At 57.6% G+C, this 16,645-nt stretch carries 10 protein-coding genes and 1 pseudogene; 3 read left to right on the top strand and 8 right to left on the bottom strand.

The window, feature by feature from the left end; translation table 11 throughout:
* Nucleotides 1–282: 282 nt before the first annotated feature.
* The 6 genes from PMI28_RS07700 to PMI28_RS0128835 form a co-directional block, all read right to left on the bottom strand.
* Nucleotides 283–3,378, bottom strand: coding sequence for an efflux RND transporter permease subunit (locus PMI28_RS07700; RefSeq protein WP_007989805.1), 3,096 nt, complete (start codon nt 3,376–3,378; stop codon nt 283–285).
* Nucleotides 3,375–4,487: an efflux RND transporter periplasmic adaptor subunit gene (locus PMI28_RS07705; protein WP_007989802.1), complete on the bottom strand. Its 1,113-nt coding sequence runs from the start codon at nt 4,485–4,487 to the stop codon at nt 3,375–3,377. Before PMI28_RS07705 ends, PMI28_RS07700 begins: the two co-directional genes overlap by 4 nt.
* Before the next feature lie 29 nt (nt 4,488–4,516).
* On the bottom strand, nt 4,517–6,034 hold the full coding sequence (locus PMI28_RS07710) for an efflux transporter outer membrane subunit (RefSeq protein ID WP_007989800.1): 1,518 nt from the start codon (nt 6,032–6,034) through the stop codon (nt 4,517–4,519).
* 119 nt (nt 6,035–6,153) lie between these two features.
* A complete protein-coding gene (locus PMI28_RS07715) occupies nt 6,154–6,369 on the bottom strand; it encodes a hypothetical protein (protein WP_007989798.1) in 216 nt (71 codons plus the stop codon).
* Nucleotides 6,370–6,571: 202 nt separating this feature from the next.
* Nucleotides 6,572–9,469, bottom strand: coding sequence for an ATP-binding protein (locus tag PMI28_RS07720; protein ID WP_007989797.1), 2,898 nt, complete (start codon nt 9,467–9,469; stop codon nt 6,572–6,574).
* Between the two features lie 584 nt (nt 9,470–10,053).
* The gene (locus tag PMI28_RS0128835; protein WP_050548705.1) at nt 10,054–10,593 is read right to left on the bottom strand and encodes a hypothetical protein; all 540 of its coding nucleotides are present in this window, start codon (nt 10,591–10,593) and stop codon (nt 10,054–10,056) included.
* Nucleotides 10,594–10,941: 348 nt separating this feature from the next.
* Here PMI28_RS0128835 and PMI28_RS07725 point away from each other — a divergent pair, with 348 nt between their 5' ends.
* Together PMI28_RS07725 and PMI28_RS07730 are read left to right on the top strand one after the other, a co-directional pair.
* Nucleotides 10,942–12,009: a DUF2157 domain-containing protein gene (locus tag PMI28_RS07725; protein WP_007989793.1), complete on the top strand. Its 1,068-nt coding sequence runs from the start codon at nt 10,942–10,944 to the stop codon at nt 12,007–12,009.
* Nucleotides 12,006–12,833: a DUF4824 family protein gene (locus PMI28_RS07730; protein ID WP_007989791.1), complete on the top strand. Its 828-nt coding sequence runs from the start codon at nt 12,006–12,008 to the stop codon at nt 12,831–12,833. The genes PMI28_RS07725 and PMI28_RS07730 overlap by 4 nt, the downstream gene beginning before the upstream one ends.
* A gap of 98 nt (nt 12,834–12,931) precedes the next feature.
* Here the strand turns inward: PMI28_RS07730 and PMI28_RS07735 are convergent.
* Nucleotides 12,932–14,077: pseudogene (locus tag PMI28_RS07735) on the bottom strand (IS30 family transposase); the annotation flags it as partial.
* Nucleotides 14,078–14,237: 160 nt separating this feature from the next.
* A complete protein-coding gene (locus PMI28_RS07740) occupies nt 14,238–15,620 on the bottom strand; it encodes a purine-cytosine permease family protein (protein ID WP_007989788.1) in 1,383 nt (460 codons plus the stop codon).
* A gap of 336 nt (nt 15,621–15,956) precedes the next feature.
* On the opposite strand from PMI28_RS07740, the gene PMI28_RS07745 reads away from it, so the two are divergent.
* Nucleotides 15,957–16,445, top strand: coding sequence for a GNAT family N-acetyltransferase (locus PMI28_RS07745; RefSeq protein WP_007989786.1), 489 nt, complete (start codon nt 15,957–15,959; stop codon nt 16,443–16,445).
* Nucleotides 16,446–16,645 lie beyond the last annotated feature (200 nt).

The raw sequence follows: 16,645 nt of genomic DNA, 5'->3' as shown, positions 1-16,645 counted from the left end.
CGAACGCAGCCTCGCGGGCTCGGCAGCTGCTACAAAGGGTGTCGCGGCTGAAATGGCTTAATGGATTTCATCCTGAGCATCATTCCGGAGAACATCGTCAACATGGTGATGCGCCTGGTCGCCAGCAGCTATTTATGACCATCAGTCTTGCCTGTGAGCCGTGAGGGGCGAAAGACAGTAACGTTCGCAGTACCTCACGGCTGACCTGGGTTGTTTTCAGAAACGGCGCCTAACAAACTGCTCTAATAGCGGAGAGGTCGGGGGCACAGGTCACGGCACTCATCACTTAGAGGCAAGCGCAGTGTTCCCCCGTACCTGTTGGGTATCCGCGGCCGTCTGGCGACCGACCTTGAACCATGCGGCGTATAACGCCGGGACGAAAAAAATCGTCAGCAGCGTCGCCACAGTGAGGCCACCCATGATCGCGATCGCCATCGGTCCCCAAAATACACTACGCGTGAGCGGGACCATTGCGAGTACGGTGGCCAGCGCCGTCAGCATCACCGGACGCGCTCGGTGAATGGCAGCGTCCAGCACAGCATTCCACGGGTCGCGCCCCTCGGCGATCTCGATTTGTACTTGATCGATCAGGATCACCGCGTTCCGCATGATCATGCCACCCAGAGCGATGATGCCCAGGATCGCGACGAAGCCCAGCGGCGACTGAAACAACAGCAGCGCCGGCACCACACCGATCAGGCCCAGCGGTGCCGTCAGCACCACCATCCACATGCGGGAGAAGTTCTGCAGTTGCAGCATGAGTAACAGCAGGATGGTGATCAGCATCAACGGAGCCACCGCCAGCAGCGCCTTGTTGGCCTTGTCACTTTCCTCAACCGCTCCGCCCACATCGATGCGGTAACCGGTCGGCAGCTTGGCTTCGATGTCCTTAAGCAACGGCTGGATTTCCTGCGTCACCGATACACCCTGTTCTCCATCCTTCACATCCGCACGTACAGTGATCGCCATGTCGCGGTTGCGGCGCCACAGTACCGGCTCTTCCAGTTCAGAGCGCACCTGTGCGACTTGCGACAGCGGCACCACGGTTCCCTGGCGTGTATAAAGATTGATATTTTTCAGGGTGTCGAGATTCAAGCGCTCCTCTGGCACGGCACGGGCCACGATGTCGATCAGGTCCTCGCGCTCGCGCAGCTGCGACAGGGTTGCGCCGTTCATAACGGTCTGGGTTGCCAGCGACACGTCGGCCGGCGTGAGGCCAAGCGCGCTCGCCTTGTCCTGATCAAGCTCCACTTTCAGCGTACGCACCGGGTCGTTCCAGTCGAGCTGGAGGTCGCGCACCTTCGGGTTGGACGCAATCACCTTCTCCACGTCGCGGGCGATCTTGCGCACCACCTGGGTATCGGGGCCTACCACGCGGAACTGCACCGGGTAGCCGACAGGTGGCCCCAACTCGAGCCGGGTCACCCGCACCCACGCCTGTGGGAATTGTTGGTCGGACGAGGCCACCAGCCGCGCACGTACCCGCTCGCGTGCATCCAGATCCTTGGTCATTACAACGAACTGGGCAAAACCCGGGTTCGGCAATTCGGGGTTGAGCGAGAGATAGAAGCGCGGTGCGCCGGCGCCGGTGTAGGCAGTGTAGAAGCGCACGTCTTTGTCCTTCGCCAGGATCTCCTCCATGTGCTTGACCTGCTCGGTCGTCGCGGCGAACGAGGAACCTTCCTTAACGCGCAGGTCAATGACCAGCTCAGGGCGCGAACTGTTGGGGAAGAATTGCTGCGGCACCAACTTGATGCAAGCCAGGGCAAGCACCAGTGCGCCCACCGTCGCACCGATGACCACCCAGCGGTGCTCGATGGCGGCGTCGATCAGGCGGCGCAGGTTGCGGTAGAACTTTGTGTCGTGCTGATCACCGTGCTGGTGCTTGTCCAAGTCATTGGGCAGCATCTTGACCGCCAGGTATGGCGTGAAGATGCCGGAACAGATCCACGAGAACAGCACCGCGGCGCCGACGATCCAGAAAATGCCACCCGCATACTCGCCGGTGGTGGATTTCGAGAGGCCAATCGGCAGGAAGCCCACGACGGTGATGAGTGCGCCGGTCAGGCGCGGCATGGCGGTGGACTGATAGGAGAAGGCGGCCGCTTTTACGCGGTCCATGCCGGTTTCCATCTTCGCCACCATCATCTCGATGGCAATGATGGCGTCATCCACCAGCAGTCCCAACGCGATAATCAGTGAGCCGAGCGAGATGCGCTCGAGGTTCCAGCCCATCGCCAGCATCACCAGCGCCACGCCACCCAGCACCAGCGGCACTGTGGCCGCGACCACCAGGCCGGCGCGCCAGCCCAGGCTGGCAAGACTTACCGCGATCACGATGATCAGCGCCTCGGCCAGCGCACGCCCGAAGTCCAGGATTGCATCCTTCACCGTGGTTGGCTGGTCAGCCACCAGCTCCAGCTCCACGCCGTGCGGAAGTTCTGACTGGATCTTGGCGACTGCCGTGTCCATCGCCTTGCCGAGGTCCACGATGTTGCCGTCGCTGGTCATTGTGATGCCGAGCATTAGCACCGGCTGGCCGTTGTGGCGTACCGTGTAGGTCGGCGGATCCTCGAAGCCGCGTGTAACGGTCGCGATGTCGCCGAGCTTGATCAGCCGGCCTCCCGCGGAGATGGGCACATTGCGGATTGCCTCTTCGCTGGTGAATTGGCCACTCACGCGCACCATGACGCGGTCGCCGCGGGTGTCAATCTGGCCGGCGGGCAACATCGCATTCTGACTCTTGAGACTTTCGGCGATGGCCAGCGGTGTAATGCCCAGCGCTGCCAGGCGCTCGTGAGAGAACTCGACGTAGACACGCTTGGCCTGCTTGCCGATAAGATCGATCTTCTTGACCATCGGCACCTTCAGCATCTGGCGCTTGATGTCCTCGGCCGCGTCCGACAGCTCAGCGTGGCCAATGCCGTCGCCTTTGACAGCGTACATCAGGCCATACACGTCGCCGTACTCGTCGTTCAGGATCGGGCCGATTACGCCGTCGGGCATCTCCAGGCTAAGGTCATTGAGTTTCTTGCGCGCCTGGTACCAGGCCTCGCGCTGGTCAGCCTTGGAAGTACCGCCACGCACGGTGAGCGTCATGCCGGCGTAACCTTGCCGCGCGTAGGTAACCACCTTCTCGAAGTTGTCGATCTGCTCGAATTTTTTCTCCATGCGGTTGAGGACCTGGTCCTGCAACTGCTGGGCGGTAGCGCCCGGCCAGATGACCATGGCGGTCATGGAGGGCACGGAAAAATTCGGATCCTCGAGCTGGCCGAGCCGAGTGAAGCTGAAGGCACCGGCCGCCGCGACAATGAGGAGCATGAACAGAACGATGGCGCGATGGCGCAGCGCCCAGTCGGTGAGGTTGAAATTGTTCATCGGGCGGCCTGCTGCGTGGTGTTCGTATCGACAATCGCCGTGTCGGGAAGCGCGACCTTCAGTCCGGATGCCATTTTCTGCACCCCGGCGGTGACGACTAATACTCCGGCCTGCGGCCCGGAGACGAGCACTTCATCGTTGCGATATCCCAATACCGCCACGGGCAGCAGTTCGACAGTGCCTACCGGATCCTTGCCTGCGGGTGTGACCACCCACAGCGCCGGCTGGCCACCGCTTTGCGTCAGTGCCGTCGCCGGCACCGCTGCCACCGAGACATTGGTCATCACGCGCTCGGCCGTGACCGTTGCGGTGGCACCCAGTGGTAGTGCCTTGGCTGGCTTGAGTCGAGCACGGTAGGTGCGTGTTTGCGCCGCAGCCTGTGGTGAAAGTTCGCGTAAGGTGACATCAAGGTTTTCGTTTGGCGCACTGGCCAGTGAGGCTTTGAAACGCGCCTCCTTGAAGGCGGACAACTGATCCTCGGGCACATCGATGACGATTTCGGATTCGTCCGGATTCGCAATCGAGATCACTGGCTGACCCTGCGCAACGATCTGTCCCGCTTCGATGCGTACTGCCGTGACCACGCCGCTACGGGAGGCGCGCAACACGGTGTACTTGAGCCGGTTGCGTGCGAGCTCAAGCTTTCGCGCTTCAGCCTCGGCGGTCGCACGCGTGGTCTGAGCATTGGTATGCGCACGCTCATCGTCGGCCGCACTAACTGAGCCGTCAGCCTTCAGGGCAGTCAGGCGCTGACGATCGGATTCCGCCTGACGTGTCTGCTCCACGGCAGCAGCCCACTGCTGTTGCGACGCTTCCTCCGCGAGGCGGTAGTCGCTGTCGTCCAGCACAGCCAGTATGTCGCCTTCGTGCACCAACTGACCCACATCAACATTGCGTTGGGCAACCTTGCCGTCCACACGGAAGGATTGTTCGACTTCATGCCGCGACTGCACGGTGCCCACGTAGCGACTGACGTCGCGGGCATTGTCGTAGTTGATTTCAACGGTACGTACCGCTCTTGGGGCCGGCACGGACGGTTGATCCGGGCTGCACGCGCAAAGCAAAGCGGCGACGGCCAAGGCGCCGGCCGCAGTAAGGGAGTTCTTCAAGACGGTTCCTCTTTGGAAGCTACAGATACTCAGGAAAGTGGTGGCCGGTCGGCTTTGGCAGATGCGGTTGGGTTGGAGGGTTGTTCGAACACCTGCCAGCCCCCGCCCAGTGCCTTGTAGAGCTGCACGCTGTCGAGCAGCAGGCGGGTGTTGCTTTCGTTGGCGCTCAGGCGTGCACTCAGGCGCGCACGCTGCGAATCCAGCAGAGGCAACAGGTCGATCTGCCCACGGTTATAGAGCGACTGGGCGCGATTCTGTGCCGTCTCCGCAGACGCGGCGGCCAATTGCAGCGACCCGGAACGGCGGCGTTCCTGCGCAAGCGTGACGAGGGCGTTTTCCACATCCTCGAGCGCCCGTACGATGCCGTCCTCGGCGCGTAGCAGCGCCTCTTGTTGAGCACTCTCAGCCGCTTCATTGATTGCTTGCGTACGCCCGGCGTTGAAGAGTGGCATCGCCAGCAGGCCCGCGACGTTGGTGAAGCGCGCAGCGCCGAGATCGGCACCGTTCAGGTTGAGACCCTGGCGGCCGAAGGACGCGCCGAGAAAGAGTTGCGGGAACCACTCAGCTTTCGCTTGTTGGCGACGAGCATTGGCGGCGTCGAGCTGTGCCATCAGCGCCAGTACGTCAGGTCGACGTTGCAGTAATTCGGCGGGCTGGCCGGGCTTGGCCTGGGGCACGTCGACCAAATCACCACTCGATGGCTGGATGTTCCTGGTGTTGAAAGACTGGTCGGCGATCAGCACCGCGATACGGTGACGTGCCACTGCTACTTGGGTTTCCAGTGGCGGAATCTGTGCCCGCGCCGACAAGGCGTCGGTCTGCGCGCGTTCGACGTCGAAGGCGGATGCCAGACCCACCTGTTGACGCGCGGTGACCAGACGCAGCGTCTCATCCTGCATTGCCGAAATTGCGCGCAGCGTTGCGACCTGGCGCTGTGCACCGACCAGTGTGAAATAGTTGCTGACGACATCGCTCATCACCAACAGGCGTACTCCACGCATGCTGTGCTCCGCGGCTAGCGCATCGGCATCTGCCGCCGCTGCGCCGGCTCGCAGACGGCCGCTCAGGTCGAGTTCCCACGAGACGTCCAGACCCACACTGGTGGTTTTGATATCTGGATAACCCTGTTTCGTGGCCGAGTTGTAGCCGCTGCTGCGGTCACTGCCGGAGACGGATGTTCCGACGCTCGGGAGCAGCCAGGACTGGCTGACCGTTTCTCCGGCACGCGCGGCACGCAAGCGCTCGGCGGCAATCTTGACGTCGCGGTTCTCCCGCGCGGCTCGGCGCACCAGATCCGTCAGCAGCGGGTCGTGGTAAACCTCCCACCACGCCGACTCGGGTTCCATCTCGGAGGCCGTACTTGCAGCGAAGTGGCTCGGTACGTCGACCGATGGCTTGACGACCGGCGTGGAGCAACCGGAAAGGGCGAGGGAGATCGAAGTGGCAAGGGCTGCCGCAATTACGACGCCAGTCGTGCGCTCGAAGCGCTGCAAGGTTGTCCGACCGGTGTGATGGGACAGCGGATGGGAAGTGGAAAATCGCGACATCAGAGTGAGCTCGTGTAAATTCGAGGTTGCATCAGCGTAGGTTCGGGTGCGCGCGAAGTCGTCAGCGAACCGTCGCGGTTCGGTCGCCATGCGCTTATTTATGTTTATGTTGGAAGGAGTCACTCACGGTCAGTGTCTACAGCGTGCTCACTGACGGCCGACGCTAGATCCGAGTCAATCGACTCCAGCAACTCTTCGGCAGACGAGAACTCGCGTTGACGACCGGTGACCAGGTTTTCGAGGCGGCCCACCAGGGCCCCCGGCGTGGCATCACTGCGCAACTTGACTACGTATGCGCGGCGGCTCGGGTACTTGGATTCAGGGTTCAGGCTCATCACGGACCAAGGGGCAGAAAAGTTCGACGACAGCGTAGGCCGCCCCTTGAGTCGAGTCGTAAGCGAAAGGTCAGGGTTTGGTCGGGACAACGCTCGCAAAACAGAGACGGTGATCACCGGAACGCTTGCGGCCAAGCGGTTTTAGCTCACGCTGAGTGGGAGCGATATCAGTTCACCAGGCAATGGAGGGTACACCGTCGCTTCAAGTCGACTTGGCAGACTGAAGCAGTGAACGCGCATGTTTCGCCAGTTCGGTTCCGTCAGTTTCGGGCAATTGCTCAATCAGAATCGACAATGCCTGATGGTCCTCGGCCGTAGCCTTGTAGTGCTCACACAACTCCACCCGCGCTAGCAGCTCCAGCCACGGTGCTTCCTGGACGCGAGCCTCCTCAACTGCGCGGCGCACCGCAACGCTGCCAGCGTCGGGCCGACCCTGAGTTCGCGCGATCGCGGCCTCCAGCAGTAACAGCTGCGGCAGGTATACGCGCTCTCCCAGTTCCTCTCCCACCCGGAGTGCTTCCTGCAATTCGACGTGCGCTGCGTCGTCATCACCTGCCAGCAGCAGCGCCTCGGCGGCGTAGCCGAGTACTTCGCTGGCACCGGAGCGCATGCCAAGTCCAGTGTGTTCCTCGTAGGCCTCACGAATGTGTCGGTAGCCATCGTGGGGGGCACCATTGCGCGCGTCGGCCCAGCCGCGCCACCAGCGGCAAGCCGTACGCCCGAGTGCAAGCGAATATTCATCAACGAGCTTCTGCATTTCGTCAGCCAGCGCTGCCACTCGCACAGGGTTTCCCAGTCGTACCTCGATCAACACCTCCTGCCAGGTAGCGACCAACCAAGTCATAGGTTGTCGAAGTGTATGCGCGCGGGTTCGTGCCCGCTGCATATGGGTCCGCCCTTGCTCAATCAGGCCAGACCGCACCAGCTCAATGGCCAGCATACCGTGCAGCATGACCTGGGGATCTACCGCAAATATCTCATTCGCTACGATATCCAATGGCTCGGCGATCGCTAGGGCGCGCTCTAGCCAACTGCGAGTTGTTTTCGTGCGTCCCTGAAGGTGATGCACCTCGCCCTGCACGATGCACGCCGCCAGCATGAGCTCTGGATCTTTTGAATCGGAGGATAGGGCTTCGGCACGTTCGGCCAACTCCAGCGCCTGCGCATAGTCGCCGCGCAACCCGAGCAGATAGCCGAATCCATGTAGCAGGCGACCGCGCATGGGGTGCTCGGGTACATCCGCGAGCAGCGTGTACGCCCGTTCGAAAGCGCCCTTGGCTTCGCTACCTACACCGAACATGTGGAAAGCTGAAACCCCCTGCAACGTGGCCAAGGTAATTTCGAGCGTATCGCGCTCCGTCCCTTCGGGTGCCTGCATAAGCAAGATCAGGGCGCGCTCAGTGAGGCCGATGCACAAGTCCGGACTGAAGTGCATTAGCGCGGCTTCTGCGGCCTCGGCGTAGTAGCGCAGCGCGACCATCGGCAGCCGGGCACGGTCGAAGTGCATCGCCAGTTCCGAGGCAGCAACCGGCACACCAGCCGAGCGCTCGCGTTCGAGGGCAGTGCCAACCCGACCATGGAGATCGATGCGCAATGAACGCGGCGTACGGTCATACAGCACCTGGCGAAAAAGGGCGTGTCGGAACGAGTAGGGAGGCTCTACCGCCTCGTCAACATCGAGAGCCCGCGATTGTGTGAGCCATACCTGCTCACGCATCAGTTCCTCACAGGCGCCGATCACCGAAGAAAGATTGCGCTCAAGGGCCAGCGAAACCGTCTCAACCCGGAAGTCGGCCCCGCACACCGCCGCCGCGCAGAGGAGTGTACGTTGCTCTGGACCAAGCTTGGCGATGTAGTGATCAATGATGGCGGCCAGGTTGTCGGGAACCGCCAGATTCGCCAGTCGAGCTTCGATAGTGGTTTCGTCTTCTTTTGCATCCATCACTTCACTGATGATCGAGGAAACGAACAACGGCACGCCGTCGGTCCGTTCGTGCAGGGCGCGCACGAAGTCTTCATCGCGTGCCAGAGAGGCTGAACGCACCGCCACATAGTCGGCGACCTCGGTTTCGGAGAACGGGTCGAGCACCACTTCCTCGCACAAGCGTTGCAGACGCAGTTCGTGACGCAATGAGCTGAGCGGATGGTCGAGCGCCACCACTTCGGCAAGGCGCAAGCTTGACAGCCACATGAGCCTTGCGGGGCCACGGCGTCGCGCCATGTAGTTAATCAGCTGAACCGTCGCCCGGTCGCTCCAGTGCAGGTCTTCGGTCACCAGCAACAGCGGGCGCAGCTCTGTGTAGCGGTCCAACAGTTCACCGAATTCCCTCAGCATGCGTTCCGGGCCGACGCCGGCCAGCTCGCGCCGCAATGTGTCTCGCTCCTCCGGGCTACTCAGCCAAGGCAATTGCAGCAGCCAGGTTGGTGCCACTTCGCGCAACAACGCCGGTAGGGTCAGGTCGCTGCGGCACAGCTCGGCCAACGCCTCCAGCACCGGCAGGTACGGTTCGCCGGTGCCGAAGTGTTCCATGCAATGGCCGCGTGCACAGGCAATGGCGCCAAGGCCGGCGAGGAAATGTTCGATCAACGTGGTCTTGCCGATCCCCGGTTCTCCAGCAAGCCAGATCACGGCCCGCTGGCCCCCACTAGCCCGTTCCCACGCCCGTTGCAGCCTGGAGACCTCGTCAATGCGACCGATGAATGACGGAAACGGATGCGTGTCGGTCGCCGTAACCGCCGTGGATGTAGTCGGTATCGAAGCAGCAGGGAGCGACACGGCAATGAAACGATAGCCGCGCCGCGATACAGTCTCGATAAAACGCGGATGCTTGGGGTCATCGCTCAACACCTTGCGCAGATCGCTGATGGCCGTCTTGAGAACCGAATCGCTGACAAATCGATGCCCCCACACGGCATCCAGCAAGGCGTCTTTGGATACGAGCGACCCCGGCTGGCGTGCGAGCACGCATAACAACAGAAAAGGGGTCGGCGCCAACGCCACGGCTTGCCCATCACGCAACAAGCAAGCGTTAGCCTCGTCGAGTTCGAACTCGCCAAAGTCAAGCAGGACGGGGGTCGGATGGGGCTGCGGACGCGCCACGGTTGATTCCTAAAGACTTAAAACAGGGTGGTGCGCTGAAGATTCGCACGTGATTCAGTGTTGAAAAAACAATGTTCCTGCCGTCCTGGGCCATTGCTCCCATGACAACGCTGATCGGCACTGAAGCCAAGCGTCGTCGGTCGGAAACCGGCACGTGCGCAACTTCACGCCACGAGCTTTCTTCGGCTTGACACGGGCAGTTACGCCTGAATCTCAGTTCGTCCGGTCGGTCACATCACGGCGTTTCAATGATCTCAAAAACTAATAACAAAAACATCAATATTGAAATATCTCTCAATTTTGCATGTCTTGATTCTGCCTGACGATGAGACCTGCGCGCCTCGCGACTTCAATCACAACAAGGGCTCGAAATGAACAACAAGAACGTTTCCTCAGCAGACCAGAAATTTGCGCAGGAACGCGATTTTTGTTCCAGCCTCGACTGTCAAACGTGTTCTAAAAAGTTTTTACACAGCCTCGGCCGATTACAGCCTGTCACGACGGGCCGAAAACGATCAAGGCGGTCAATCGAGAAGTCGTTGGATCCGCGCATGTCTTTCTGCATCGTCAGGATTGCCACGAACCTACTTCAGCGTGAATGCTGTTTTGAGCGGCATGACAACTTTGCGCAAATTGTCTTTAAGAGTGATATCTACCGTCCAGATACCTGTGGGATCGCTTGGCTCGGCGATGAAATCGATCACGGGGGCAGCGAGGTACAGGTTGTTCGGCTTCCCCTTGAGGCGTCCTTGAAAACAAACGGTATCTCTCTGATTGATCGATTCTGTACCGTCCGGCCTGATGACTTTCAGATCGCACGTTATGTTTGCTTCGTGATTGGCATTCAGCTTCGGGTTTGCAAAAAAAATCAGCGTGAAGATCCTTTTACCCTGGGTGACAACCTTTGCTTCGTTAAATACGGGAATGGTTTCGGACGAAGTATTCCACTTTTGTCCCCAATCGGGATCGGAGGTGACTATTAGTGAGCCGCCAAATTCTCCGACGGATCGTCTTGATTCAGTGTCTGGGGATGGATTGCCATTTGAATCCTTCCAGTAACCGGCATGCACACTTGACCATGCAAGAGACATCGCGATGAAAACGGTGAGCAATCGACGGTTCACGAGCGACTCACTATAAGTAGGCGATCCAGGTGGCGTTAATGTTCTGCGCCATTTGTGTCTGATAACGCGCCTTGTCCATGTGTAAAACCTTGTTCCGCTTGAGTGTAGCGGCAGAAAACGCAACACAGAGTCAAGAGAACGAATGACATGGTTTTTGTGCCGGTAAGGTGCCTTGAACAGGGTGCTCACGGTCCGCTCTGGCCGATTGCTGCCTGTCACGACTGACCGAGATCGACCCTATATGGATCGAGCCAGGTGGACAGTCGACATACGATTGACTAGGTTGCAATGATGGCATCGGGTTTTCGAGCTACCAATCAAGCTTCCGCCTAAGAAATGGATGTCTCTATGATCCCATTCACGCAAGCAGATGCACAGCAGCGGGCAGACGAGATCAGGGTATTCAAGCAAGAGCTGGAACGGCTTGAGCAGAATGGTGTGCTCACACTTTCAGAACAGCAGCGGTACTCGGTGTCAACCCATCATCGTGACTTGCTGGACAACTATACCCGCACATTCGATATCGATCGAACCGTTACTTCCAGGCAACTCTCGATCGGCATGCGCGTGGCCTCGTTTCTGGGGGCGTTGGCCTTGGCCGCAAGCATTTTCTTCCTCTTCTACAAGTTTTGGGGAATGCTCTCTACCCCGGTGCAGGTCACGACTCTGTTATTGGCGTCACTTGGTACTTTTCTTGGAACGATGTGGGTACAAAGTAACGACGCTACCGGTTACTTCACTAAACTGGCGGCCATGGTGACTTTCGCCTGTTTAGTTCTCGACATTACAATGCTTGGGCAAATCTTCAATATCACTCCATCTGAAAACGCCTTGATTGTCTGGGCTGCATTCGCATTACTTTTGGCGTACACATGTAAGTTACGTTTGCTGCTTGCCGCCGGTATCCTTTGTTTTGTTGGCTTCATCGCTGCGCGCACCGGGACGTGGGGCGGCTTGTATTGGCTCGACTTTGGTGAGCGGCCAGAAAATTTTTTTCCCGCTGCGATTGTTCTCTTTCTTACGGCACTATTTGTGCCGCACCGGAACTTTGCCGGATTTGCTGTAATCTATCGAGTCTTCTCTCTTTTGACATTGTTTCTACCCGTGCTGGTATTGGCCAATTGGGGGGATGGTAGTTATTTTGAAATCGATCCAGTACTCATCAAACATAGCTATCAGGTTGCAGGCTTCCTGTTGAGTATTGGTGCAATTTGGCTCGGTATACGCAATTATTGGTCGGAGGTGGTGAACACCGGCGTGGTGTTTTTCGTGATTTTCCTTTACACCAAGTTTTACGATTGGTGGTGGGAGTCTATACCGAAATATTTATTTTTTTTCGTGCTTAGCCTTACCGCTCTATTGCTCCTCGTTGTTCTCAAGCGTTTGAGGGCAATGCAATCCGAGGAGGCGAAATGATGAACTGGACACGTCGACACTCTTTCATTGCCGGAGTAGGGTTGATTTTGATCGCGAATGTGATCGTGCTGGTGGGCGTTATATACAATAGAAGTGGCGTGCCCGATAGTGTGCTTAAATTGTCGCAACGCGAGTTGCAAGTTCCCTACAGTGGAAGGTGGAACGCTGACAATAGCGGAATGTCGTTAAAGCTGCTATTGAGGTCTACTGGCCCGCTTAATGTAGGGGGTTCTGGTGAAGAGGGTAACGCTGCATTGTTTGGCAAAGTAAAGCTTGCCGAATTGGGATTTGATGTTTCAGCTCCGATCGATACAGAGCAAGGCCGCTCTCGCCTTCGAAAACAACGCTCCAGGCAGGTATTTCTGGTCTTGGAGTTTAACGGTCGAGCGTACCAGCAGGCGGTTGAACTTGCGAAAAAAATTGAGGTAGACGAATTAAATAAAAAACAGCCAACAACGCTGGCAAGAGAGCAGAATGCCAGCAGCCGATTATTTATTGTTGATGCTGGCGTGAACCGCGAAACCCTGCGTGCGAAGTATCCGGATACGGCTCAGTACAGTATTGTCCGTGGTCAGATCCGACTGATGGTGATCTACGGTCATAATAAGCAGACAATGCTTACAGGCTATGTAAATAAGATGGGTGTTGAGCGCATCAATGTGCCTATTGCGTTCAGGTCTGTATTTGAGCCTATGCAGCGAATAGTTCAAAAAAACAGTTACTCAGCCGAGAATGACGGGCGGCCTCCATTTGAGGCGACGATTGCTTTTGGTAAACGACTTGAACCGTGGATTGTGACGGTATCGACAAAAGAAACTCAATAATAATGGCAACCGTGGTGTCAATTTACTGATCGACGGATAGGGACTAACAGACTAGCCTTCGACTGTCTGGTTGTGGCTGTGGATTCAACCGGTCGACGCACAGATTGGCTAAATCGTTCAGCGGGTGTTTCGTAGTCTAGTGTTTTCCGAGGGCGGCTATTTAGCTGCCTTGCGACTTCATTGAGCGTGGCTTGCGAGTGATCCGCAAGGTCGGTTCCTTTCGGGAAGTACTGCCTTAACAACCCATTGGTGTTCTCATTCGATCCCCGTTGCCAAGGACGATGAGGATCGCAGAAGTAGACCTTGATGTCGGTAGCCACCGTAAAGCGCTTATGGTCAGCCATCTCTTTTCCGCGATCCCACGTCAGCGATTGGTAGAGTTCTTGGGGTAAGTTGCGGGCGCTTTCGATCAGGGCGCTGATGACCGTCTCGCTATCCTTACCAACCAACTTCACCAGCATTACGTAGCGGGTATGGCGCTCAACAAGAGTGGCAATTTGGCTGTTCCTGCTACCGCACAGCAGGTCACCTTCCCAGTGACCTGGCACCGCCCGATCCTTAGCCGCAGCCGGGCGTTCACGGATCGATACCGCATCTGTGATGCGACCGTGATTTTCTTTCTTCTGCGTGTGATGGCGCGAGCGACGCATGGCCCGCGTGCGCCGTAAATGCTCAAGCAACTCCTTCTTCAGAGCCCCGCGAGCCTGTATGAAGAGGGTGCGATAGATCGTCTCGTGTGACACCTGATAGCTCGTATCGTCCGGGTAGGAACGCTTCAGCCAACCGGCAATTTGTTCCGGCGACCACTGTAATTGAAGCTTGTCTGCAACAATTTGCGCCACCGCTCGGTTCTCAACAAGTTTGCAGACCTTAGGTCGATGTGCGCGATCCCAGGCAGCCTGATCAGCTTGATTAGCCCGGTAGCATCCTTGGCCACCGTTGCGTCTGATCTCACGACTGATCGTAGAGGCTGCTCGCCCTAGCAGCGCGGCCATGGAACGGATCGAGTTACCTGCCACCACTGCACGCGAAATCTCTTCGCGCTCAGCCAACGTCAGCGCCAATCTGGACCTGCGGCGTACAGCGGGTCTGATACCGCCTGTTTCCGCCAAGATGCGCTGTATCGATGAATGGTTTCGATCAAATAGTTGGGCTATGTGCTGGAGAGAATCGCCTTTCTGCCAGTGATCCCACATCAGCTTTTTCTGGCTTTCGGTGTAATAGATCCGAGGTCTCTGCTTCATCTGCAACACTCCTTCTGCTTACACAGAATTTAGTTGTGTTGCATCGACCGGTTGAATCCACAGCCAAAAGCAGGCCCCCAAAGCATCTATCAAACCGGGGTCAATTCACTGTATCGTCGAATGGCTGTAGGCGAAGCGTCGACGACGTATCTCGCTTCGCCTATTCGAGAGATCTTTGACCAAACATGCGCGAGCTTTTAACAACTGGTCGGCTGTTGACCGTACAGTACAGCCCCCCGGCCAACACCAACCCCATCGCCCAACTAATGTCGGCGCCTAGCCAGTTCGCTACAAAGCCTGTGTAGAACGAGAGTTTCATGAAGGGAATCGTGCCGATTATCGAAACGACATAGACCATAAGGGTTCGCCCGTTGAAGCGGGCGTAGCGGCCTTTAGGGTCGTACAGGTCACCTACTTCATAGTGGCCGCGACACACCCAGTAATAATCAACCAGGTTGATCGCACTCCAGGGAATCAGCAAATACAACTGACCGATCAGAATGTCCGCAAAAAACGTGTCAAAACGGTACTGGGTGGCTATGGCGATCAGGGTCGCAGCAACGGTCAACATGGCCATCACCAACGCTTTTGCTGGAGCCGTGACGTATTTGAGCCCTCCAAAGGCTCCGAATATCGTGACCGAAGACATATAGGCGCTGTACAAGCAGAGTACGTTGTACTGGATGACGCCAAGCGCGATCACGCCCAGTACCAAAGGTGCCCACGGGCCAAACAACGTGGCAATGGCGGTTGCAGGGTCGCGCTCAAGCGCTGCAGGTATCGCTACTGCCAGTAAAGCGCCTAATGCCATCATGGCAAAAGAGCCCAGTGCACAACCACAATAGGTTGTCCAGAACGTGGCACGGGTGCTCACGTTCGCGGGGAGGTAACGCGAGTAGTCTGCCACGTAGGGGCCGTAACCTAAAGTCCAGGAGGCAGCCTGCGCTATGACCAGGTTAAAGGCCGCCAACGTAAAGCCCGTACCTGAGACGGTTGTTGATGCCGCGTCGCTGGGGTGCAGCAGGATTAAGGCCAAGGCGCTTGCAAACACCAAGGTAGATAACAGGCTCATCCACGCCCCCATACGGTGGATCAGCTCGTAGCCTATAAAACCAATGATGAAAGTCAGAATGCCGACCACCACAATGGCCTGGTCGTCGCTCATTGGCACCAGCGCCTTTAAGGCATCGCGCATCAAGACGCCGCTGGCGGCAAGAAATAGCACCGCCGCCGTGACCATTACCAGCAGGGGGATCGCGGCTCCGTAAACACCGAACTGTGCCCGGCTCTGGATCATTTGTGGAACCCCCAAGTGAGGGCCCTGGGCGGAGTGCGCGGCCATGAACACGGTCCCGACCAGATTGCCAATCAGCAGACCCAGCAATGTCCAGCCGAAGCTCAACCCCGAGGCGATACCCAGCGTACCGACCATCAAAGCGGTCACTTGGAAATTGGAACTGAACCAGATGGTGAACAACCGCCGTGGCGTTCCGTAACGTTCACTGTGAGGGACAAACTCGATACTACGCTTTTCCAGCTTCACGACCGCCTCCTGATTTATTTTCGTGATTATCAGATAGGCATCGATAGCTTTTCGGCCCAGCTGCGAACGTCTCATAGCTAGTAGCGCCATACCCGCGCGTAAATTGCAGGTGTTTTCACACAGCCTGGGTCGCTCTCTGCCGGTCATGGTTACGAAATGTGCTGGTCAAGTCCGATGCACATGGCTGGTCAGGTCGAATGCAAATGGGTGGTCAAGTCAGTGCAATTAACCAGCTAACCTCCGCAGATTGCGAGAGAATCCCCCTAGTTTCGTAGACAGATGGAATGACCACTTTTAGCCGCTAAAGTACTGACTCATGGAGCTTAGAGACGAGCAATGAAACTGAACCACAGGCCAGTGAAGGCTAGCGACGTAAAAATGATCTGCGGCTTTCCTCAGAACGCTCAAGAGTTGTTTTTCATGTTTCCGAAGGCGCACTTCCCGCTAACGGAAACGCAGTTGATTACCGCGATTTCCCAACGCTTCGACTCTACCGTCGTGGAGATCGATGGGACTGTCGTTGGGTTTGCCAATTTCTATCAAGCTGAACGCAATGGCGTTTGCTGTATCGGCAATGTCATCGTCTCGCCGAGCGCTCGGGGGGAAGGAGTGGCCACGTTTATCGTGGAGACGATGACCGGCTTGGCATTCGAGTGTTACGGAGCCAACGAGGTGCAGATTTCCTGTTTCAACGAAAACACGGCAGGGCTGCTGCTTTACCCCAAACTTGGGTTTGTGCCCTATGCCATTGAGGAACGACCTTCTTTGGGGAACGGCCGTTCGGCCCTCATACACATGACGCGCAGCAGAAGCTCGACCGGTTGAATACACCGTCGATTGCTACCTTGGATGACAGGCAGAAATCGGCTAGCTCAGGGTGATGGAAAGCAATGGCATGTCCGCAAATGGCTGATGGCTGCCCTTGGTGAGAGGCGGCTTTTGGCCGATCTCTACCCTCCACGACCGGCTGAAACCGACCCATGACGGACGTTAATAATAGCCTCCAATTCTGCTTGTACCTCATC

Origin of the sequence: Pseudomonas sp. GM48 (assembly GCF_000282335.1) — a bacterium.
Taxonomy (GTDB): Bacteria; Pseudomonadota; Gammaproteobacteria; order Pseudomonadales; family Pseudomonadaceae; genus Aquipseudomonas.
Note: the sequence above shows the minus strand (reverse complement) of the source record. Positions and strands in the feature narration are given on the sequence as shown.